Here is a 21,602-nt window from a genome sequence, read left to right on the forward strand (position 1 = left end):
CTACTATTCCAATTAGTGGATAGTGAAGGCTGACGTACCGTACAGAAGTACCTTTGCGGCCCTATGTCCGCTGCTGCCCCTACCCCACTGCCCGAGTTGTTTGAGAAGTTTAGCCGCCTGCACGTGCTCATCGTGGGCGACGTCATGGTTGATGCCTACGTGTGGGGCCGCGCCTCGCGCCTCTCACCCGAGGCGCCGGTGCCGGTGGTGAACGTGGAGCGCACCGAAAACCGCCTGGGCGGCGCCGCCAACGTGGCCCTTAACGTGCAGGCCCTAGGGGCCACCCCGCTGCTGTGCGCCGTAGTGGGCGACGATGCCGGCGGCGACCAGCTGCTGCACCTGCTGCACCAGCGCGACCTGCCGGCCGACGGTGTCATCCGCAGCCGACACCGCCCTACTACGCACAAGCAGCGCATCCTGGCCGCCGGGCAGCAGCTCGTGCGCATTGACTCGGAGGTCGAAACCGACCTCAACGCTGAGGAAGCCGCCCAGCTGCTAGCCGCCTACGACGACCTGCTGCCCCGCGCCGACGTGGTGATTTTTGAGGACTACGACAAAGGCGTGCTCAGCGAAGGCATTATTACCGAGTGCATTGCCCGCGCCCGGCAGCGCGGCGTGCCTACGGTGGTAGACCCTAAGAAGAAGAATTTCCTAGCCTACCGCCGCTGCACTCTCTTCAAACCTAACCTGAAGGAGCTGCGCGAAGGCATGAAGCTGGAGTTTGGCCCGCCCACCGCCGACCCAGCCGGCTTCGAGGCCGCCGTGGCCCGCCTGCGCGAGCTGCTGCAGCCCGATACGGTGCTGGTGACGCTCTCGGAGCACGGTGTCTTTGCTCAGCAGGGCGACGCGAAAACCTACCTGCCGGCCCACCTGCGCACCATCTCCGACGTGTCGGGCGCCGGCGATACGGTTATCAGCATCGCGGCCTGCTGCGTGGCCCTAGGGCAGCCCGCCGCCTTCACGGCCGCGCTGGCCAACCTGGGCGGCGGCCTGGTGTGCGAGCAGGTAGGCGTGGTGCCCATCGAGAAAACCCTGCTGCTGCAAGAAGCTGAGGCCGCTGGGCTGTAGCTTGGACTTGCAGTCCGAGCGCGAGCATTCTTGCACCCTAGGGCGAATTTAGAGTCGATATACTCGTACCGTGGGCTCTGTGAGTCCGCGAATTTGAGCGGCAAATCCTACTACGCGCGGACTCACAGAGTCCGCGGTACAGCTATTCACAGCAACTACCGCAGGCTTTTAATTACTCGCGCCGGGTTGCCCACGGCCAGCGAGTAGGGCGGCACATCCTTGGTAACTACGGCGCCGGCGCCAATGACGCAGCCCGCCCCGATGCTGACGCCGGGGCACACGATGGCGCCGCCGCCCAGCCAGCAGTCGTCGCCGATGCTGATGGGGCGGGCAAGCTCCAGGGTGCGGCGCGTGGGGGCGTCTAGGGGGTGCGTGGCAGCGTAGAGCTGCACGCCGGGCCCAAACAGCACGTTGGCGCCGATGGTGATGCGCGCCGCGTCGAGCACCACGCAGTTCACGTTGAAGTACACGTTGGCCCCGCAGTAGATGTTGTGGCCGTAGTCGCAGTGGAAGGGTGGCTCGACCCACAGGTTTTCGCCGGCGTGGGGCAGCAGTTCGGCCAGGATGGCGCGGGCGGCCTCGCCCACCACGTACTCAGTCACGTTGAGGCGGTGCAGCAGGCGCTTGGCGCGGGTGCGGGCCGCCACCAGGGCGGGGTCGAAGGCGGCGTACAGCTCGCCGGCCAGCATCTTTTCTGCTTCGGTAGCCATGGCGACGCTACGAGCGGGCGAGGAAGTGGAACAGCACCACCAGCCCAAACACGACAAACGGCATGGCCAGCACCGAGGCCAGCACGGTAGCCGCCAGCACCGCCGCCTCGCTGGCCAGCCGCCGCCGAAACAACCGCCGCAGCCAGAAAAACAGCCCACCGGATAGCAGCAGCGACAGCACGTAAAAGGCGGTCCCGTATTCGGGGGCTATCAGGGGCATTTCAATTAAAGGGAATCAGGCCAAAAGTGTCTTATTGATTCTGGCCAAGTTTGGTGAATTAAATTCACTAACGCTTTGCCACCTGCTGTTACCGAAGATTCGTGCGAGAAGTACAGCAAAAACTGGAATGATTGGTCGGTATACATGTGCTCTAAGCCACTGTACTGAAACAAGCAGTTAGTCAGGGCAACAATTTTTACCGTCCCTTCTTCGGTAATCTCGTAAAGTTCTGAAACGTTGAAAGTTCGTTCAAGAAGTGTCGGGAGCTTGCCATCAAACTGTTCAGCAAAAGTCTCTGCTCCGTACATTTCTAGTTCTTCCGAGAATTTTGCCGGACCAGTGATTGGGACCCATCCGGAAGGCAGGTCGCAACCCCATCGCTGGTTTAATTCAAGCAAAACACTATCCTCATCCATCGGCTCACGCAACTTAGGGTAGACTTGTTCTTGAATAAAGATTTCCGAAGAAGAACGTCATGCTGAGCCTGCCGAAGCATCTCTACCGCGCCGTTAGCCAATCGTTCAACGGCGTGGTAGAGATGCTTCGGCAGGCTCAGCATGACGTTCTTCTCAGTTTTATTACTTCAGAAATACATCTAGTAGCTATGTGCCGCCAAGTTACCCCCGCCAAGCCTTCACCGTTTGCACAAAAACCTTAACGTTTTCGGCGGGCGTATCGGGGTAGACGCCGTGGCCGAGGTTGGCGATGTGGGGGCCGCCGGCAAACTCGCGCAGCATGGCTTCAGTGGCGGCTTTTACTTGCTCGGGAGTGCCGTAGAGGGCGCAGGGGTCGAGGTTGCCTTGCAGGGTTTTGCCGGGCGCCTGCCGGCGGACCTCCCTAGGGCTCTGGTTCCAGTCGAGGCCGATGGTGCGGGCGGGCGAGTGGGCAAAGTCCTCCACGGCCCACCAGGCGCCCTTGGCAAACACCGTGACGGGCACCAGCGGCGCCAGCGCCTCGCTGATGCGGGCAATGTAGCGGGCCGAAAACTCGTGGTAGTGCGCGGGCGGCAGGATGCCGGCCCACGAGTCGAACACCTGCACTAGGTCGGCGCCGGCCTCTACCTGCGCTTGCAGGTAGGCAATGGTGGTGACGGTGATTTTTTCGAGCAGCTGGTGGGCAAGGGTCGGTTCCTGGTAGAGCAGGCGGCGGGCCTTGCTGAAGGTTTTGGAGCCGTGGCCCTCCACCATGTAAGCCAGGATGGTCCAGGGCGCGCCCGCGAAGCCGATGAGCGGCACCCGGCCATGCAGCTCGCGCTTGGTTACGCGCAGAGCGTCGAGCACGTAGCCCAGGTGCTCGGCGGGGTCGGCCACGCGCAGCTTCTGCACGTCGGCGGCGCTCTTGATGGTTTCGGGAAAGAAGGGGCCCCGCGCCTCTACCATCTCGTAGGTCAGGCCCATGGCCTCGGGCACCACCAGGATGTCGGAGAAGATGATGGCGGCGTCTACGTCGAGCGCATCGACGGGCTGAATAGTGACCTCGGCGGCCAGCTCGGGCGTTTCCACCAGCTCCTTGAAGCCGGAGAGGCGGGCGCGCACGGCGCGGTACTCGGGCAGGATGCGCCCGGCCTGGCGCATGAGCCAGACGGGGGTGCGCTCGGTGGGCAGGCCCTGGGCGGCGCGGAGCAGGAGGTCGTTTTGGAGCATGGCAGAGGGCGCGCCGGGGGTGGGCGCAGAGCGTTGAACGGATGTGCCGGCCCGGCGGGCAAAGCCGCGCCGGAGGCAGCCCTAGGGGCGGTAAAAAGAAAAAGCCCGCTAGCAACTTGCTAGCGGGCTTTTGGTGGCTCCGCTGGGATTCGAACCCAGGACCCGTACATTAAAAGTGTACTGCTCTACCAGCTGAGCTACAGAACCGGTACTTTTGTGCGACAAACCCGGCGTTTCCGTTTTTGTGGGTGCAAAAGTACAGCCCCTTCTTCGTTCTGACAACCTTGCTGCAAAAAAAACTCTTGCTTAGCCCCCCACTGCGCCGGCTGCTGGCGCTTATCCTGTTGCTACTCGGGCAGTTGGGGCCAGCGCGGGCCGACAACTTTTTTTTCTCTAACGCGGCGGCGGTTCCCTCGGCAACGCTGCGGCGGGCCGACTCGCTGTTTGCAAAAGGGCAGTATGCGGCGGCCGTGCCCCTCTACCGGGCCCAGGTGTGGCGGCGGCGGCAGGTGTCGGGGCAGCTGCTGCTGCGCCTGGCCTACGCCGAGCACCGCCTAGGCCACCTGCCCGCCGAAATGCTGTATTTGAACCTGGCCCTGGCCCGGCAGCCGCGCCTCGACACCTGGCAGCGGCTGGTGGGACTGGCCCAGCGGCAGCGGCTGGTGGGCTACCCCAGCACCTGGCAGCAGGAGCTGCGCATTTGGGGGACGCGCTACTACAACCCCACCCTGCAAGTGCTGCTGCTGGGGGCCGTGCTGGGGGCCGCCGGACTGGGGCTGCGGCGCCGCCAGGCGCGCCGCGCCACCTGGCTAACCTACGGCGCCTACCTGCTGGCCACCGGAGCCTTCCTGTACGGCCTGCGCCCTAGGCCCACTGGCATAGTGGTGCGGCCCGGCGCAGCCCTGATGGCGGGGCCCAGCGCCGGCGCCACCTGGCTCAGCACCGCCACCCCCGGCGACCGCCTGCCCGTGCTGGGCCGCCAGGACATCTGGCTGCGTGTGCGCTGGCAGGAGCGCATGGCCTACGTGCGCGCCGCCGACGCGCTGGTGGTGGAGTGAGTAAATGAGTAAGTGAGTAAAAAGGCGGTCATGCTGAGCCTGTCGAAGCATCTCTGCCGCGCAAGTAACTCCTGACGTTGGGGTTAGTAACGCGGGAGAGATGCTTCGACAGGCTCAGCATGACCGCCTTTTTACTCATTTACAGCTCGCCCTCTTCCTTGCGGAAGTTGTTGAGGACCATCTTGTCCATCAGGCCGGGCAGCCACTTGTTGAGGAAGACAACCAGCTTGCCCTCGCCGGTGAGCACGAAGCTGCGCTGGCGCTTGGCCACGGCCTGGCGCAGGTGCTGGGCCACTTCCTCGCTGGTCATCATCTTGGCTTCGTCGCGCGGGGTGTCGTGCTGGGGTTGGCCGTTGGCCAGCAGGGCGGTGTGCCGGATGTTGGAGGCCGTGAAGCCGGGCGCGGCCGTGAGCACGTTGACGCCCTGGGGCAGCAGCTCGGTGCGCAGGGCTTCGAGAAAGCCGTTCATGGCAAACTTGGAGGCCGAGTAGCCAGTGCGGCCCGGCAGCCCCCGGTAGCCGGCTATGCTGCTGACGCCCACTACCGTACCCTTGCTTTCGAGCAGGTAGGGCAGCGCCGCTTTGGTGACGTAGACGGTGCCGAAGAAGTTGGTTTGCATGAGCTGCTCCAGCACCCGCACGTCCACATCGGCAAATTTGGCGCGCATGCTCAGGCCGGCGTTGTTGATGAGCACGTCGAGGCGACCGAAGGCGGCGATGGTGTCGGCCACGGCGCGGTTGGCGTCGGTTAGCACGCCCACGTCGCCGGCTACGGTGCGGTGCTCGATGCCGGCGGCGGCTAGGGCCTGGGCGGTGCCGGCCAGCTTCGCCGCGTCGCGGCCCGTGACGACGACGCGGGCGCCGGCCCGGCCAAACTCGAAGGCGCAGGCCCGGCCGATGCCCGAGGTGCCGCCGGTGATGAGAACTACCTGGTTTTTCATAAAGCCTAGGGGGAGAAGAACAAAAAGGACGCCCTAGGGCCCACCGGGGCCAGGCGCGCCGCAAACCTACGCCCGGCCCCACCAAGCCTGAGGGGCTGGCGGCACCCTAGGGGCCGCCGCCTCGCTGCGCCGGGCGGCCGGCGCGCAAGCACGAATTTCTAGCCCAGGCGCTAATTGGTCGATTTATCGACTGAACTGGACTTTCTTTGCACGTACCTTTAAGGCGTGTGTACCAGGGCCATTTTAAGCCTGAATTCAGTACCTTACCCTTTCACCTAGCCCTCACCTTCCCGCCCTCTTCTATGCTGCTAAAACTACGTTTCTGGGTAAGTGCACTCGGCGGGCTGCTGCCGGCCCTCGGGTGGGCGCAGTGCCCCGGCGCGGCCACCTGCACGCCCGGCGCGGCCTCGGCGGCCAGCTCGCTTACCTCGGTCTACCAGATGGGCATCTACAACGTGACGCTGGGCACCATCAACAACAGCACCGCCGGCTACACCGACGGCTACAAGGACTACAGCTGCACGGTGGGCACCAGCCTGACGGTGAGCACGGCCACGGCCATTAGCATCAAGAATGGCACCAAGGCCAACGAAAACGTGCGGGTGTGGATTGACTACAACAACGACGGCACCTTTGCGGGCAGCGAGCTGGCGTTTTCGTCGGACAACAAGATGCTGCACACCGGCACCATTACGCCGCCGGCTACGGCCACCCTGGGCACCAAGCTGCGCATGCGGGTGGCTTCCGACTTTGCCGACCTGGCCGCGCCCACGGCCTGCGCCACCCCGCAATACTCGCAGGACGAGGACTACGCCGTGACGCTGGTGGCCAACGCCAGCCCGCCCACGGCCGCCTTCGGCACCGACGTGACCACTACCTGCTCGGGCTGCGTGCAGTTTAGCGACCAGAGCGCCAACGGCCCCACCAGCTGGCGCTGGAACTTTGGCGACAACACCAGCAGCACCGCCCAAAGCCCGCAGCACTGCTACACCGCCGCCGGCACCTACCAAGTGACGCTGACGGCCACCAACGCGGCGGGCAGCAGCACCAGCGCCGCTACCACCATCACCTACAACCCCGCCCTGCCTGCCGCCACTACCTGCACTGGCCTGGCCGCCAGCAGCTACTGCTGCAACTACGGCATCACGCTGGTGCGGCTAGGCAGCATCAGCAACGCTTCGGCCGATGGCAGCGCGGGCTACCAGGATTTTACTTGCGCCCAGCGCACCAGCCTGGCGGTGGGCGTGGGCTACCAGCTGGCCGTTTCGACGGGCGGCACCCTGCGGCACGATACCCGCGCCTGGCTCGACCTGAACAACGACGGCGCCTTTACCAGCAACGAAAAGGTATTTGAGGCGCTGAACACGGCTAACCCCAGCGCCACCATCACGGTGCCGGGCACGGCTGTGCTGAACCAACCGCTGCGCCTGCGCGTGGTGGCCGACGCGGCGGGCACCAACCCCCAGCCCTGCACCGCCCCCACCTCGGGCCAGGTGGAAGACTACAGCGTGACGGCGGTGCCCAACGTGAATCCGCCGGTGGCGGCCTTCACCTCAAATTACGTGGCCGGGGTGTGCACCACGCCCGCCAACACCTACACCTTCAGCGACCAAAGCAGCAACGGGCCCACCAGCTGGCAGTGGGCGGTGAGCCCCAGTGCGGGCGTATCGTTTGTGAACGGCACCTCGGCCACTTCCCAAAACCCGCAGATTGTCTTCGCCACCGCCGGCACCTACTCGGTGGCGCTGACGGCCACCAATGCCAACGGCAGCAACACGCTCACCCAGCCCAACTACCTACAAGTGCAGGTGCCTTGCCTGACCTACTGCACCAGCAACGGCGGCTACGCCAGCGGCGGCACCAGCAGCTTCTGGATTACGAACGTGGCCGTGGCGGCCCCGGCGGGCGGCACGGCTTTCGGCAATACCTCGGGCAACGCCACGGGCGGCTACGCGCTCTACAGCAGCCCGACCATAGCGCTGCAGCCGGGCGGCAGCCAAACCCTGACGGTGACTATCAATTCGAGCCTGCTGCACCGCACCGCCGTCTGGATTGACTACAACCGCGACGGCATCTTCTCCAACGGCACCGGCAACGGCGGCGAGCTGGTGTACAACGGCACCGGCAATCTGCAAAACAGCGCTACCACTACTATCGCCGTGCCCAGCAACCTGGCCGCCACCCGCATGCGCGTGGTGGTAGCCCTCAGCAGCAGCACGGCCACGGCCTGCGCCACCAACTTTGGCGAGGGCGAGGTGGAAGACTACCTGGTGGTGCCCAGCACGGCCCTGGCCACCCAGGCCAGCCAGGCGCTGCCCGCCCTCACCCTCAGCCCCAACCCCACCGATAGCGACGTGCAGGTGCAGGTGAGCGAGGCCAGTGCCAACGGCCGCTACGCCGTGGTGGTGGAAAACGTGCTGGGCGCCCAGCTGCTAGCCCAAGACCTGCGCCTGACCACCGGCGCGCCCGCCACCCTGCGCCTGGCCGCGCTGCCGGCCGGCCTCTACCTAGTGCGCCTCACCAACGAGCAGGGCCAGACGGCGCTGCGCCGCATCGTGCGGCAGTAAATAGTGACTAACTACTAGTGATTAGTGACTAATAACTGCGGTCATGCTGAAAAAAGGCGGTCATGCTGAGCCCCGCGAAGCATCTCTACCACGCCATTCGAGTTCCGTTCAACGATGCGGTAGAGATGCTTCGACAAGCGGACGCCAGATGAGCATGACGTTACTTTTCCTTTTATAGCACCCAGCGGCCCTAGGGCACCGCGCGCGACTTACTCTTCTGCAAAACTCTCATCCTCCAGTTTCTATGCTACTACGTTTACTTGCGCGGGGACACTGGCTGGCGCTGCTGCTGGTGCTGCTGGCCGGCGGGCCGGCGGCGGCCACCCACCTGCTGGGCGGCGAAATGACCTACCGCTACCTCGACAGCAACGGCCCCACGGCCGCCCCGGTGCACTACGAGATAACCGTCACGATTTACAACAACGCGCTGGCCGGCGCGGCCCAGCCCAACACCGACGCGCTGGTGGGTATTTACGACCTGGCTACGGGCGCCAAAATCACGCTGGTTTCGGGCGTGAACGTGGTAGCGAACTCGGGCGCGGTGGTGAGCAACGGCTCGCTGGATATTAACTACTACACCATCTCGCGCACGCTCACGCCGTCCGTGCCGGCGGGCTGCACCGTGCAGGGGCCGTCCCAGCCGTTTAAGCTGCAAAAGTTTACGGCCCAGGTATACCTGCCGGCCACCTCGCTTAGCGGCTTCTACGCCGTGTTTACCCGCACCGCCCGCAACGTGGACATTACCAACGAGGTGACCACGGGCAACAACCAGCCCCTGACGCTCTACACCACCCTAGCCCCCCCGCTGCGGCCCAACCGCTCGCCGGTGTTCTCGGATACGGCCGTGGCCATTGTGTGCCAGGGCGATACCACCATCAGCCTCAACAACGCCGTGGATGCCGACGGCGACCGCCTGGTGTACTCGTTTGGCACGCCCTACGGCACGTTTGCCTCGTCGGGCCAAAACCTGCCCACCCAGTTTCCGCCCCTGCCCAACCCGCTGACGTACTACGGCGGCTACTCGGCGGCCAACCCCTTCGGCCCCGGCGCGGGCAACTTCGCCCTGCTGAACGCCAGCACCGGCGTGGCCCGCTACGGCGCCCTCACCCAGGGCAAGTACGTGGTGGCGGTGGACGTGCAGGAGTACCGCACCATCAACGGGCGCGAGGTGCTGATTGGCACTACCCGGCGCGACTTGCAGCTGATTGTGGCGGCCTGCCCCAGCACGGTGGCGCCGGTGCTGCCGGCGGCCATTACCCTGCCTAGGGCCTACACCATCGAGGCGGGCCAGAGCCTCACCATTCCACTTTCAGCCACTCAAAGCGCGGGCCACGCCCTGCTGATGACCGTGAACAGCGCCCTGCTCGACGGCACGGGCGGCCTGAACGCCACCTTCAACGGCAACCCCGGCACCGTGGCGGCGGGCTCACTCACGGGCACGGCCACGGCTACCGGCAACGGCACGGTGGCGGGCAACTTTGTATATAATTCGACCTGCGGCGAGGCCCGCGCCAACCCCTACGACGTGGCTGTGACGGTGAAGGACCAGGCCTGCGGCGGCAAAACCGTGGCCGACGTATTCCGCATCACCGTGACGCTGCCCAGCGGCCCCACCGCCATTGCCGGCGACCTGGTGGCCTGCGACCAAACCGCCCTGCACACCTACACGGCCAGCGGCGGCACCGCGCCCACGGTGCGCTGGCGGGTGGTGGGCGGCACCATCGTGGGCAGCGCCACCGCCAATCCCGTGCAGGTGCGCTGGACGGCGGCCAGCGGCACCATCATCGCCAAGGGCATCTCGCAGTACGGCTGCCTCACCGACTCGGTGAGCCAGGGCGTGCAGGTGGTGCCGGCTCCTAGCCTCACAGTGGCCGGCAACCTCACCATCTGCCAGGGCAGCAGCACCAGCATCACGGTGAGCGGGGCGGGCCCGGCCTACACCGTGGCGGGCGGGCCGGTTTCGGGCTCGGGCAGCGTGTTTACCCTCAGCCCCACCCAAACCACGACCTACACCGTCACAAGCGTGCAGCTGACGGCCAACGGCTGCGCCAGCACCGCCCAGGTAACGGTGAAGGTGAATCCCGCCCCGGCGGCCGAGCCCATTGTGGGCACCACCTCGGTGTGCCCCACGGTGGGCGGCATTGCCTACGCCATCCAGAACCCGGCCAACCCCAGCTACCAGTGGACCGTGACGGGCGGCACCCTTGCCAGCGGCCAGGGCACGGCCAGCATTACCGTAAACTGGGGCGCGGCCGGCACCGGCACCGTGAGCGCGGTGAGCGTGAGTGCCCTAGGGTGTCCCTCGCCGGCCACGACGCTGGCCGTCACCATCAACCAGCTGCTGCAAACGGTGAAGCCCAGCGGCCCCGGCAGTGTGTGCCAGGCCGATGGGCCCTACACCTACACCACCCCGGCCGTGAATGGGTCATCGTTTGCCTGGCAGCTGTTTGGCTCGGCGCAGGGCACGCTCACCAGCACCGGTAACAGCACCAGCGTCCAGTTTGCCACGGCCGGCGTGGCCAAGCTGGTGGTGACGCAAACCAGCAACCCGGCCGGTGGCATCTGCCGCGGCGTCAGCGACACGCTCTACATTACCGTGAAGCCCTCGCCTAGTACGGCGCTAGTCATCCAGGGCCCCGACCGCTTCTGCGTGAACAGCGGCGCCCAGACCTACACCCTAGGGGGTGCCAGCGGCTCGACCTACGCCTGGCAGCTGAATGGCGTGGCGCTGGCCAGCACCGGCAGCAGCGTGAGCATTGCGGCCAGCACGGCCGTGGGCACTTACACCCTCACCGCGCGCGAAACCAACAGCGGGGGCTGCGCGGGTCCGCTCTACACCAAGTCGTTCACGGTAGACCCTAGGCCCGGCGCCATCACCATTAGCGGGCCGCGCTTCGTGTGCCCGGCCACCCGCACGCTCACCTACGCTGTGGCCAACGCCGCTAGCACCAGCACTTTCCAGTGGGCGGTGACGGGCGGCACGGTTACGGCCGGCCAGGGCACGGCTAGCGTCACCGTCAACTTCCCCACTACCCTAACTGCCAATGCCACCGTGAGCGTGACCGAAACCTCGCAGTACGGCTGCGCGGGCACGGCCGTAGCCGCTACTGTGGTGCCCGACAACGCGCAGGCGCCGCAGCTGACGCTGGCCTCGGTAGTAGCCACTGACAATACCAAGGTCACGCTCACCTTCAGCGTGGCCAATGCCGCTGCCACGCCCAATCAGGTGCAGGTATTGCGGCGCGAGGCGGGTAGCACCGGCACCTACACCACCGTGGGCACCGTAGCCGCCACCGCCACCACGTACGTGGACGCCACCGCCAACGCCGCCCAAACCGCCTACCAGTACAGCCTGGCCCTCACCAACGGCTGCGGCGACCTGCTGCCCGGCACCACGCCCCAAACCACCGTGCTGGTGCGGGCCGTGGCCGTGCCCGGCAACCCCAGCACCCCCCGCGACCAGGGCGCCTCGAACCTGAGCTGGACGGCCTACGACGGATTTACGGTAGCCAACTACCTGGTGTATAAGCAAAACGATGCCGGCGGCTACGCCCTGGTGGCGACCCTAGGGGCCAACGTGTTCAGCTACACCTCGGCCAACGGCGGGCAGGGCTTTTCGCAGTGCTTCCGGGTGGTGGCCGTGTCGGCGGCGGGGGCCAGCGCGGCGCTGCAGTCCAACTCCAACACGGCCTGCGCAGAGTTTACCAACGGCCTGGCGTTCTACAACATCATCACGCCCAACAACGACGGGCAGAACGACAAGCTCGAAATCCTGAACGTGAGCCTCTACCCCGGCAACACCATGACGATTTTCAACCGCTGGGGCCGCCAGGTGTACTCGACCACCAACTACAACAACGACAGCAACTACTGGGGCGGCAACGACCCCAGCATCGCGGCGGGCGTGTACTACTACCTCTTCAAGCTGCCCAACGGCAGCACCACCAAGGGCTGGGTGGAGGTAGTGAAGTAAGGTAGGAGGGTAAGGGATTAAGTGGGTAAGTAAGAACGTCATGCTGAGCGAAGCCGAAGCATCTCTACCGCATCGTCCGGGTGACGTTCTGTAGAGATGCTTCAACAAGCTCAGCATGACGTTCTTACTTACCCACTCACCGTTCTAACTACCCTCTTACTTCCTTACCGGGTCCACTCCAGCGTGTAGCTGCGGCCGGGCTTGGTGGGCAGGTCGTACTCGTCCCAGGCACCGGGGGTAGCTGGCGCGGCACCACCAGTTGCCTGCTCGAAGTAGCGGCCTTGCTGGTAAAAGGCATTGGGGTTGGGGCCGGCGGCGGGCGCGAGGGCGGGGCCTTTGGCGAGGCGCAGCCCCTTGGGCACCCGTAGGCGCAGGGAGCCCCCTAGGGCCGAGCGCACCGTTAGGCGGGTGAGGGTACCGTTCGCCCACTGCAGGTCGGCCACCTCGAAGCCGCCGCGGGCGCGCAGGCCCGTTACCTGGCCGGCGGGCCAGGCGGCGGGCAGGGCGGGCAGCAGGTGCAGGGCGCCGTCGTGGCTTTGCAGCAGCATCTCGGCCATGCCGGCCGTGCCCGCAAAGTTGCCGTCAATCTGGAAAGGCGGGTGGGCGTCGAACAGATTGGGGTAGGTGCCGCCGGGTCCGCTCCAGTTGGTAGTGGCGGGCACGTAGGCCAGCAGCTGGCGCACCAGGCGGTGGGCGTGGTCGCCATCGAGCAGGCGGGCCCACCAGTTTATTTTCCAGCCCTTGCTCCAGCCGGTGCCCTCGTCGCCGCGCAGCTCCAGGCTGCGGCGGGCGGCGGCCAGCAGCGCGGGGCTGCGGTGGGGCGTGATTTCCCAGCCGGGATACAGCCCGTAGAGGTGCGAGGCGTGGCGGTGGTGCGGGTCGGTTTCGGCAAACTCCCGCGACCACTCCAGCAGCTGCCCCTGGCTGCCCACTTGCAGCGGCAGCAGCCGGGCGGTGGCCGCTTGCAGGCTGTCGCGCAGCGGCGCATCTACCCCTAGGGTGGTCGCGGCCTGCCGCACGCTGGCAAACAAGTCGCGGATGATGGACAAGTCCATGGTGGTGCCCACCGACACGCCCTGGGCCTTGCCGGCAGCGTCCTTAAACAGGTTTTCGGGCGTGGTGGAGGGGGCCGTTACCAGGTGGCCGTGGCCGTCGTCCACCAGCCAGTCGAGCGAGAACCGGGCGGCCGCCTGCATTAGCGGATACGCCTGGCGCAGAAAGGCCTGGTCGCCGGTGTAGAGGTAGTGCTCCCAGAGGTGGCGGCACAGCCAGTTGCCACCCATGGCCCAGTTGGCCCACACCGGGTCGCCCTGGCCGCGGTCGCCCACCGGGTACGACATGGCCCAGATATCGGAGTTGTGGTGGGCCACCCAGCCGCGGGCGCCGTAAAACTCGCGCGCCGTGGCCCGGCCGGTTTGGGCCAGGTGGGGCAGCCAGTCAAGCAGCGGCTGGTGCAGCTCGCTCAGGCCCGCCACCTCGGCCGGCCAGTAGTTCATCTGGGTGTTGATGTTGATGGTGTAGTTGCTGCTCCAGGGCGCGCGCAGCTCCTTGTTCCAGATGCCTTGCAGGTTGGCCGGGGGCCCACCGGGGCGCGAGGCCGCGATGAGCAGGTAGCGCCCAAACTGAAAGTAAAGCGTCTCCAGCCCCAGGTCGCCTTCGCTGCGGCCGTAGGCCTGCAGGCGCTCATTGGTGGGCAGCGCAGTAGCCGCGGTGGCGGTAGCCGTGGAGCTTTGCAGCGACAGGCTGACGCGGTTGAATAGCGCCTGGTAGTCGGCCAGGTGGCGGCGGCGCAGGCTGGCGTAGCTGCGCCCGAGGGCCGCGCGCAGGCTGGTGGCCGCCAGCGCATCCTCGTCGCGTCCCTGGCTGTCGGGGCACTTGTCGAAGCCGTTAAACGAGGTGGCGGCCGACACCAGCACCAGCACCTCGGTGGCGTGGCGCACGTGCAGGCCGGCGGTGTCGGCCGTTACGGTACCCTGCCTGGCCGTGGCGTGCAGGCGGTACTCGAAGCGCATGCCGCGGCAGCCGCTGGCATCTTCTTGCACCACCGGCGCCTGGCCAGGCGGGTTGTAGTAGCTGGGGGCCACGTGGGCGGGCGCCTGGCCGCGCACCAGCAGCTCGCCCGGCGCCCCTAGGGCCGTGCGGTAGCGCAGCGGCGAGCGGGCCGACAGGTCGAGGTTGAGCTGGCCCGGCTGGCTGCTCGTGAGGCGCAGCACCAGCACGTTATCGGGCGCCGACACGAAGGCCGTGCGCTCGTAGTGCACGCCCCCGGCCGTGAAGCGGGTGGTGGTGGTGGCCGTGGCCAGGTCCAGGTCGCGGTAGTAGTCGGTGGGGGCCTGGCCGCCCAGGTCCTGGTGCAGGCGCACGTCGCCCAGCGGCAGGTACGATTCGGAGTACAGGCCCTGCATCTGGCGCACCAGCTGGCCGGCGCGGCCGTAGTCTTGGTCTTGCAGCAGGGCCTGGCGCACCTGGGGCAGCACGGCCGCTACGCCGGGGTTTACGCTCGCGGGCACCGGCCCACCGCTCCACAGGCTGCTTTCGTTGAGCTGCAGCAGCTCCTGCTCGGGCCCGCCAAATACCATCGCCCCGAGGCAGCCGTTGCCCAGCGGCAGGGCCTCCGTCCACTGCCGGGCGGGCTGCCGATACCAGAGGGCGCTGGCCGGGGCCGGCTGCTGCCCTAGGGCCGGCAGCGCCGCCAGGCCCAGCCAGGCTGCCAGCCAGCGCAGCCAGCAGGTAGTAGTAACAGGGTGCGTAACGGCTGTTCGGGGCGGGCGCATAGGGCACGAGTTTGCGCCGAAGGTAGCAGCAGCCCGCGCAATACCTCGCCTGCCCCAGGCCCGGTAGCGGCAGGTTTGCCTGGACTCGCGCCCCAACCGGAACACTAACTTTTCTTAAAACTGTCTACCAACTTATTATGACCTTTCGCTGTGCTTCCTGGTCGCCCAGGCCCTAGGGGTCTGGTACCTTTGCAAGCGACTTTTAGGTACTGTATGAGTTCTGAACGTTCGCGAAACCCGTTTGTGTTGGTTTTGCTGGTGGTGGGGCTGCTGGCGGCGCTGTCGCTGCTGCCCGCCGGGCTTACCCTGGGCGGCACCGCGCTGCGGCCGGTGCGCCTGCTGGCCGATGTGCTGCGCAAGCAGCCGGCCGCCGCGGTAGCCGCCACCGCCACCGACCTGCCCCCCCCCAACGGCCCGGCTGCCCCCGTCGATACCACCGCCGCCATGGTGGCCCCGCCCGATTCAAGCGAGCTGGCGGCCCACGCGCAGGCCCCGGCCGTGCCCAACCTGGGCGGGCTCGACAGCTTCCTGGCCGCGCTGCGCCGCACCAAGGCCGATGGCAGCAAGGTGCGCATCGCCTACTTCGGCGATTCCATGATTGAGGGCGACCTGATAACGGGTGACTTGCGTAACAGCTTGCAGCAGGCGTTTGGCGGCACGGGCGTGGGCTACGTGCCTATTGGCTCGGTGGCGGCCGACTTTCGGGGGACGGTGCACGAAACCAACTCGGGCAACTGGCTGAGCTACGACCTGGTATCGCCTAAGCTGCCGGGCCAGTACCCCCTAGGGCTGTCGGGCCACGTGTTCGTGGCCGGCGCGCGCCCCGCCGATAGCACCGGCGCGGCGGGCGGCCAGTGGGTGAGCTATCGCGCCGGCGGGCCCTGGGCGCCCCTGCGCCGCTTCGAGCAGGCCCGGCTGTTCTACGGCCCCGGCCCGGCCACCGACGTGGTGCGCGTAACGGCCAACAACCGCACCGTGCCCCACGAGCTACCCGGCACCGCCGCCGCCAACGAGCTAACCCTGACGCCTAGCCCCGCCGCCCGGCAAATGCGCTTCGACTTCGACGTGCGCGCCCCGCGGCCCGTGTACGGCGTCAGCTTCGAGAGCCCCGGCGGCGTCACACTCGACAACTTCTCGTTTCGCGGCAACAGCGGCATGTCGCTCACCCGCATTCCGTTCAAGGAGCTGGCGGCCTTCGGCAAGCTGCAAGCCTATGACCTGATAATCCTGCACTACGGCGTGAACGTAGCCAGCGCCCGCAACCTCAGCTACGGCTGGTACGAGCGCGCCATGACCCGCGTGGTGGACCGCCTGCAGCGCGCGTGCCCAGCAGCCAGCATCCTCATCGTGGGCATGAGCGACAAAAGCTCGCGCATCGACGGCGAGTTCGTGACCGACCTCAGCGTGCCGCGCCTGCTCAAGGCCCAGCGCCGCCTGGCCGAGCGCAACCACGCCGCCTTCTGGAATTTATTTGAGGCCATGGGCGGCGAAAACTCGATGGTGAGCTGGGTGGAAGAATCGCCCGCCCTGGCCAACCGCGACTACACCCACGTCAACTCGCGCGGCGCCCGCAAGATTGCCAGGCTACTGTTTGATTACCTGATGGCTGAGTACGCCCACCCCGGCGCGCCCGCCCCGGCGCCCACGGTGCCAGCCGCCGCCCCCGACTCACCCGCCCCCAAGCCCGCCCCGGCGGCCGACACGGCCGCGGCGGTTATGCGCTAGGGGCCGCTTTTTCCGTTTGCGCAGGATGAGAGGTAAGCTTGTTCGTTTTTTACCGTTGCTGCTGGGGCTGGCCCTAGGGCTGCCGGCGCGGGCGCAGCGCGGGCCCCAGCACCAGCTCGATAGCCTGCAAGCGGCCCACCCGTTTCTGCGCACCGCCGCCAACCACATTGAGAACGCTACCATCGGGATGCAGCGCTTCTACCAGCGCCTAGCGCCGGTGCAGCTGGCGCCCGGCGAGCGCGTGGTGGTGGTGCACCTGGGCGACTCGCACCTGCAGGCCGACGACTACAGCGGCCGGGTGCGGCGCGAGCTGCAGCGCACCTACGGCAACGCCGGCCGCGGCCTGGTGTTCCCCTACGAAGTGGCCCGCACCAACGGCTCGCCCACTTACCGCACCGCCGCGCTGGCCGGCACTTGGCGCACCCGCCGCGTGACGCAGCTGCCCGACAGCGCCCTGCCGGTGGGCGCCAGCGGCCTGGTGCTAGCCACTGCCGACTCGGGCGCCGCCTTTGCGCTGCGCATTCCGGCCCTGCGCCGGCCCGACTATGCCTTCAACCGCCTCACGGTGTTGCGCCAGCCCGGCCCGGCCGCCTTCGACTGGCAGGTGCTGGGGCCACAGGGGCAGCTGCTGGGCACGGTGCCCGGCGCGGGCCTAGGGCCGCAAGTACCTCTAGAACTCGATTCGCTGCGGCGCTCCGTGGTGCTGCGCACCACCCGCCGCAGCCTCGCCCAAACCCGCGCCGCCCTCTACGGGCTGGTGCTGGAGCGCGACCAGCCAGGCATGCTCTACCACAGCATTGGGGTGAACGGGGCGCAGGTGGGGCAGTACAATCGGGCGCCGCAGTTTTGGGCCCAGCTGCCGCTGCTGCAGCCCGACCTAGTGATTATCTCGCTGGGCACCAACGACGTGTACAACCCCAAGTACACCCTGCCGCGCTTTGCCGGGCAGCTCGATACGCTGGTGCGCAGCGTGCGCCAGCGCTGCCCCCAGGCCGAGGTGCTGCTGGTGGCCCCCGCCGACTCGTACCGCGCCCGCCGCTTCCGCAACCCCGAGTTTGGGCGCGTGGCGGCCACTATGCGTGCCTACGCCCAGGCTCACGACCTGGCCTATTGGGACTTCGCGGCGGTGCAGGGTGGCTACAGCAGCATGGCGCAGTGGCGCCGCGCTGGGCTGGCCCAGGCCGATTTGATTCACTTTACCCGCGCCGGCTACGACCTGCAAGGGCTCTTGCTTTACCTCGCCATTCAGGATGGATTTGCTGCGTTCCGCGCTTGCGCCACTCGATAACCTGGACCTGGACCGGCTGCTCGGCCAGTTCGCCTACAACCCCAAAAGCCCGCTGCTATTCAACACGGGCTTCTTTCTGCTGCTGTTCCTGGGCTTCCTGGCCATCTACCAGCTACTGCGCCACCAGCACCGGGCGCGGTTGCTCTACGTCACGGCCTTTTCGCTGTTTTTCTACTACAAGTCGAGCGGGCTGTACTTCCTGCTGCTGGTATTCTCCACCATCGTCGAGTACCACTTTGCCCTCTGGATTGCCGACTCGGGCAGCCCCGCCCGGCGCAAGCTGCTCATGGCCCTGAGCCTGCTGGTGAACCTGGGGATGCTGTTCTACTTCAAGTACACCAACTTCTTCCTCAGCGGTTACCAGGCGCTCACCGGCCAGCCGGTGCCGGTGCTGCACGTGCTGCTGCCGGTGGGCATCTCGTTCTACACCTTCCAAACGCTGAGCTACACCATCGACGTGTACCGGGGCCAGATTAAGCCGCTGCGCAACATCTGGGACTTCGCCTTTTTCGTGTCGTTCTTCCCGCAGCTGGTGGCCGGACCCATCGTGCGGGCGTCCGACTTCATTCCCCAAATCCCTAGGCCCCCCTTCGTGTCGCGCGAGGACATGGGCCGGGCGGTGGTGCTCATCGCGGCCGGCCTATTCAAAAAAGCGGTTATCTCCGACTACATCAGCCTGAACTACGTCGATAGAATATTCGACAACCCAGGCCTCTACAGCGGCATCGAGAATTTGCTGGGCGTGTACGGCTACGCCCTGCAGATTTACTGCGACTTCTCGGGCTACTCCGACATTGCCATCGGCATTGCCCTACTGCTGGGCTACCGGCTACCGCCTAACTTCCTCTCGCCCTACCAAAGCACCAGCATCACCGAGTTTTGGCGGCGCTGGCACATCTCCTTGTCGAGCTGGCTGCGCGACTACCTCTACATCCCCCTAGGGGGCAACCGCCGGGGCGTGGTGCGGCAGTACATCAACCTATTCCTCACGATGTTGCTCGGTGGGCTTTGGCACGGCGCCTCGCTCACGTTCGTGCTCTGGGGCGCGCTGCACGGCGCCGCCCTGGCCTTGGATAAGCTTTTCAAGCAGGTAGTCAAGCCCGGCAACAACTGGCTCATCAAGGCCCTAGGCTGGCTGCTCACCTTCCACTTCGTCTGCTTCTGCTGGATTTTCTTCCGCGCCGGCACCTTCGAGGTAGCCAGCCAGGTCATCCATCAGATTACCACCAACCTGCACCCCGACTTGCTGCCGCAGGTGCTAGGCTCGTTCCGCCCCGTTTTCGCCCTCATGGCCCTAGGCTACGCCCTGCACGCCATCCCCGACGGCGCCGTCTTCAGCCTCGAAAACTTCATGGGCCGCCGCTCGGTGGTCACGCAGGCAGTGCTTGTTACGGTCGTTATCTGGGTGGTTATCCAAGTGAAATCGGCCGAGATTCAGCCGTTTATTTACTTTCAATTCTAGACCGCAGATTTAACGGATTAGACGGATTACGCGGATACGCCCGCCTACCTGCGGTGGCGGGCTGGCTACGCGGACTATCCTACTAAGTACAGTGGCTGTGCATATTTGGGGGCGCCAGCATCGGGCGTAGAAACCTGCTGCTATGCGTTGCACATTCGTTGCCCCCTTCCTGCTGGCCCTGGCTTGTGGAGCCTGCACCCAATTCTCTCCCTCTACTACTCCGGCGGCCCTAGACGCCTGGTTTCCCATCGTGGTGCAGGGCCGCTGGGGCTTCATTGACTCGACGGGCGCAGTAGTGGTGGCGCCTCGGTTTGCCCAGGTGCAGGAGTTTGCCGAAGGGCTGGCGCCCGTGCGCGAGGCCGGCCACTACGGCTACCTCGATGGCACCGGCCAATTAGTGCTACCGCAACGTTATGGCTATGCTTCACCCTTTCGCAACGGGTTGGCGCTGGTGCAGCAAGACAGCACTCCCCGGCTTATTGACCGGACTGGCCACTTGGTGCCGCTGCCCGCCGCTTATCGGCAGTTAGAATGGCAGCCTGGGTTAGATAAAGGTGGGGTGTGGGTGGGTACGCTGCCCGGGTATAATCGTCAACTCTTGGCTGCTAACGGCAAGCTTTTAAGCTACAAGTTATTTGAGCGTATTGGGCCGCTAAGCAGCAACCGTATAGTGGTGGTGGATACTGCCGCGCTGCGCGACCAGGAAGGCAGTATCCTAGCAGAGGCGGTTGGCGTGCTCGATAGCCAGGGTCACCAACTCATTCCTTACTACCGTTTCAGTTCCATTTCAACCTTTCGCGATGGCGTAGCCACTGCCTCGCTCTACCAACCCGGCGATGCCCCCGAACCGCAATGCATTATTGATACCACCGGGAGAATTTTAACCCGTTTACCCCGCAACCAAGAGTTTGCCGATTACAGCGAAGCAGCGTTTGCGGACGGCGTGGTGCGCGTGCATATTAGTAAAGATGGTGGCGCGGCTAACCTAGATAACAGCTATCCTGCGGTTATTGACCAGCGGGGGCGGGTGCTATTTCATAACCGCCATTTGCAGCGGCTAACTGATTTTTACCACGGCCGCGCCTGGGCGCAGGAAAAGGATGACGACTGGTTCTTGATTGACAAAAAGGGGCGGCGCTTATCAAAAGTTGCGGTGCAACGGCCCCTAGGGCCCAGCCAACACGGCGACGCGGCTCCGGCCTTTGCGGGAGGCGCCGAAGTAGTGGAGCTAGCCAGCAATGAGGGCTACGCCGCGCTGGATAGCCTGGGCCGGGTAGTGCGCCAATTGGCAACGCCGATACTCGGCAACGACCCTCAGCAAGTAGGCGATTTACTGCTGTTCTACGCTGCCGATAGCACCCAGCGCATGGGCTTCTGGAACTGGCGCACGGGCCTGCTGCTACAATCACGGTTTTCGGCCATCAGCTACGCTGGCTATCGCCACGGCCTGCTGCCGGTGGTGGAAGACAACCGCCTGGGGTACCTCTCGCCACAAGGCCGCTACGTGTGGCGAGCAGCTGCCCCAGCTAGCGCACCGCTCAACCTGGACTTTATGCGGCGCGGCGTGTACATGGTAGCATCGGCCCCCTTGCAGCGCTACGCTGGCGTCGGCGGCTGGGGCCAATCAAACAACTTCTCAAAATCCAGTAAAGGCCAGCCGGCCACCACCCGTACCCTAAGGGTGCAGGTTGCCTCCAAGTCAATGCCCGGCACTTTTGGCAAACTCCACCACGGCCATCAGCTCACCATTGCCAACACCACGGCCGATACCGTAGTGTTTGAGGCGCAGAACAGCAGCCTGACGCTCACCATGCAGGCGCGGGATGCCCAGGGCATTTGGCGCGACATCGAGTACACGCCTAGCAGCTGGTGTGGCAACAGCTACCACCAAGTTTTCCTGGCGCCCGGCCAATACTGGGAACTTACGGTACCTGCTTATTCAGGTGAGTTTGCTACCCAACTGCGGGCCCGACTGCTGCACCGCCGTGCGGGAGCAACCAGCTCGCAGCAAGTGGCAGTATACAGTAATACTTTTCCGGGCAGCGTCAATCCAGCGCAGTTTTGGCGGCCACAGGGCTACAGTCCGCAGGGCATTATGGACCCGTATCTGAATTAACCGGTGTTGTCATTCCGATTTCAGATACGGGCCTAGGGCCACCGGCGCGCTAGAAGGC

At 65.7% G+C, this 21,602-nt stretch carries 14 protein-coding genes and 1 tRNA gene; 8 read left to right on the top strand and 7 right to left on the bottom strand.

Features of this window, described 5'->3' with window-relative positions; translation table 11 throughout:
* Positions 1 to 63: 63 nt before the first annotated feature.
* Positions 64 to 1,068: a bifunctional heptose 7-phosphate kinase/heptose 1-phosphate adenyltransferase gene (locus tag HHL22_RS07375; protein WP_169530284.1), complete on the top strand. Its 1,005-nt coding sequence runs from the start codon at positions 64 to 66 to the stop codon at positions 1,066 to 1,068.
* 155 nt (positions 1,069 to 1,223) lie between these two features.
* Here the strand turns inward: HHL22_RS07375 and HHL22_RS07380 are convergent, their stop codons facing one another.
* From HHL22_RS07380 to HHL22_RS07400, 5 genes are all read right to left on the bottom strand, one after another.
* Positions 1,224 to 1,778, bottom strand: coding sequence for a sugar O-acetyltransferase (locus HHL22_RS07380; RefSeq protein WP_169530285.1), 555 nt, complete (start codon positions 1,776 to 1,778; stop codon positions 1,224 to 1,226).
* Positions 1,779 to 1,785: 7 nt separating this feature from the next.
* A complete protein-coding gene (locus tag HHL22_RS07385) occupies positions 1,786 to 1,998 on the bottom strand; it encodes a hypothetical protein (RefSeq protein ID WP_169530286.1) in 213 nt (70 codons plus the stop codon).
* Positions 1,999 to 2,003: 5 nt separating this feature from the next.
* A complete protein-coding gene (locus tag HHL22_RS07390; RefSeq protein ID WP_169530287.1) occupies positions 2,004 to 2,426 on the bottom strand; it encodes a hypothetical protein in 423 nt (140 codons plus the stop codon).
* A 189-nt stretch (positions 2,427 to 2,615) separates the two neighbouring features.
* Entirely contained in the window at positions 2,616 to 3,641 is a 1,026-nt protein-coding gene (gene hemE, locus HHL22_RS07395; RefSeq protein ID WP_169530288.1) for a uroporphyrinogen decarboxylase, read from the bottom strand.
* A 131-nt stretch (positions 3,642 to 3,772) separates the two neighbouring features.
* A tRNA-Lys gene (locus HHL22_RS07400) sits at positions 3,773 to 3,848 on the bottom strand.
* Positions 3,849 to 3,943: 95 nt separating this feature from the next.
* On the opposite strand from HHL22_RS07400, the gene HHL22_RS07405 reads away from it, so the two are divergent.
* Complete coding sequence (locus HHL22_RS07405; RefSeq protein WP_169530289.1) at positions 3,944 to 4,699, top strand: hypothetical protein; 756 nt, start codon at positions 3,944 to 3,946, stop codon at positions 4,697 to 4,699.
* Between the two features lie 139 nt (positions 4,700 to 4,838).
* Here HHL22_RS07405 and HHL22_RS07410 read toward each other — a convergent pair whose 3' ends face one another.
* Complete coding sequence (locus HHL22_RS07410; RefSeq protein WP_169530290.1) at positions 4,839 to 5,639, bottom strand: SDR family oxidoreductase; 801 nt, start codon at positions 5,637 to 5,639, stop codon at positions 4,839 to 4,841.
* A gap of 302 nt (positions 5,640 to 5,941) precedes the next feature.
* Here HHL22_RS07410 and HHL22_RS07415 point away from each other — a divergent pair, with 302 nt between their 5' ends.
* Complete coding sequence (locus tag HHL22_RS07415; protein WP_169530291.1) at positions 5,942 to 8,206, top strand: GEVED domain-containing protein; 2,265 nt, start codon at positions 5,942 to 5,944, stop codon at positions 8,204 to 8,206.
* 244 nt (positions 8,207 to 8,450) lie between these two features.
* On the top strand, positions 8,451 to 12,179 hold the full coding sequence (locus HHL22_RS07420; protein ID WP_169530292.1) for a T9SS type B sorting domain-containing protein: 3,729 nt from the start codon (positions 8,451 to 8,453) through the stop codon (positions 12,177 to 12,179).
* A 164-nt stretch (positions 12,180 to 12,343) separates the two neighbouring features.
* On the opposite strand, the gene HHL22_RS07425 is transcribed toward HHL22_RS07420, so the two are convergent.
* Entirely contained in the window at positions 12,344 to 14,953 is a 2,610-nt protein-coding gene (locus HHL22_RS07425) for a glycoside hydrolase family 95 protein (RefSeq protein WP_169530293.1), read from the bottom strand.
* A 213-nt stretch (positions 14,954 to 15,166) separates the two neighbouring features.
* On the opposite strand from HHL22_RS07425, the gene HHL22_RS23620 reads away from it, so the two are divergent.
* From HHL22_RS23620 to HHL22_RS07445, 4 genes are all read left to right on the top strand, one after another.
* Positions 15,167 to 16,678, top strand: a complete 1,512-nt coding sequence (locus tag HHL22_RS23620) for an SGNH/GDSL hydrolase family protein (protein WP_195809230.1) — start codon at positions 15,167 to 15,169, stop codon at positions 16,676 to 16,678.
* Positions 16,679 to 16,703: 25 nt separating this feature from the next.
* Positions 16,704 to 17,966: a GDSL-type esterase/lipase family protein gene (locus HHL22_RS07435; protein WP_169530294.1), complete on the top strand. Its 1,263-nt coding sequence runs from the start codon at positions 16,704 to 16,706 to the stop codon at positions 17,964 to 17,966.
* Positions 17,929 to 19,428: an MBOAT family O-acyltransferase gene (locus tag HHL22_RS07440; protein ID WP_169530295.1), complete on the top strand. Its 1,500-nt coding sequence runs from the start codon at positions 17,929 to 17,931 to the stop codon at positions 19,426 to 19,428. The genes HHL22_RS07435 and HHL22_RS07440 overlap by 38 nt, the downstream gene beginning before the upstream one ends.
* Positions 19,429 to 19,570: 142 nt before the next feature.
* On the top strand, positions 19,571 to 21,544 hold the full coding sequence (locus tag HHL22_RS07445; RefSeq protein WP_169530296.1) for a WG repeat-containing protein: 1,974 nt from the start codon (positions 19,571 to 19,573) through the stop codon (positions 21,542 to 21,544).
* Positions 21,545 to 21,602: the final 58 nt, after the last annotated feature.

It is taken from the genome of Hymenobacter polaris (assembly GCF_012927305.1).
Classification (GTDB): Bacteria; Bacteroidota; Bacteroidia; order Cytophagales; family Hymenobacteraceae; genus Hymenobacter; species Hymenobacter polaris.

Excerpts from the sequence above, each read along its gene's own strand:
- HHL22_RS07375 (WP_169530284.1), top strand. The coding sequence starts at position 64 with ATGTCCGCTGCTGCCCCTACCCCACTGCCCGAGTTGTTTGAGAAGTTT.
- HHL22_RS07380 (WP_169530285.1), bottom strand. The coding sequence starts at position 1,778 with ATGGCTACCGAAGCAGAAAAGATGCTGGCCGGCGAGCTGTACGCCGCC.
- HHL22_RS07385 (WP_169530286.1), bottom strand. The coding sequence starts at position 1,998 with ATGCCCCTGATAGCCCCCGAATACGGGACCGCCTTTTACGTGCTGTCG.
- hemE (WP_169530288.1), bottom strand. The coding sequence starts at position 3,641 with ATGCTCCAAAACGACCTCCTGCTCCGCGCCGCCCAGGGCCTGCCCACC.
- HHL22_RS07410 (WP_169530290.1), bottom strand. The coding sequence starts at position 5,639 with ATGAAAAACCAGGTAGTTCTCATCACCGGCGGCACCTCGGGCATCGGC.
- HHL22_RS07415 (WP_169530291.1), top strand. The coding sequence starts at position 5,942 with ATGCTGCTAAAACTACGTTTCTGGGTAAGTGCACTCGGCGGGCTGCTG.
- HHL22_RS07420 (WP_169530292.1), top strand. The coding sequence starts at position 8,451 with ATGCTACTACGTTTACTTGCGCGGGGACACTGGCTGGCGCTGCTGCTG.
- HHL22_RS07425 (WP_169530293.1), bottom strand. The coding sequence starts at position 14,953 with ATGCGCCCGCCCCGAACAGCCGTTACGCACCCTGTTACTACTACCTGC.
- HHL22_RS23620 (WP_195809230.1), top strand. The coding sequence starts at position 15,167 with ATGAGTTCTGAACGTTCGCGAAACCCGTTTGTGTTGGTTTTGCTGGTG.
- HHL22_RS07435 (WP_169530294.1), top strand. The coding sequence starts at position 16,704 with ATGAGAGGTAAGCTTGTTCGTTTTTTACCGTTGCTGCTGGGGCTGGCC.
- HHL22_RS07440 (WP_169530295.1), top strand. The coding sequence starts at position 17,929 with ATGGATTTGCTGCGTTCCGCGCTTGCGCCACTCGATAACCTGGACCTG.
- HHL22_RS07445 (WP_169530296.1), top strand. The coding sequence starts at position 19,571 with ATGCGTTGCACATTCGTTGCCCCCTTCCTGCTGGCCCTGGCTTGTGGA.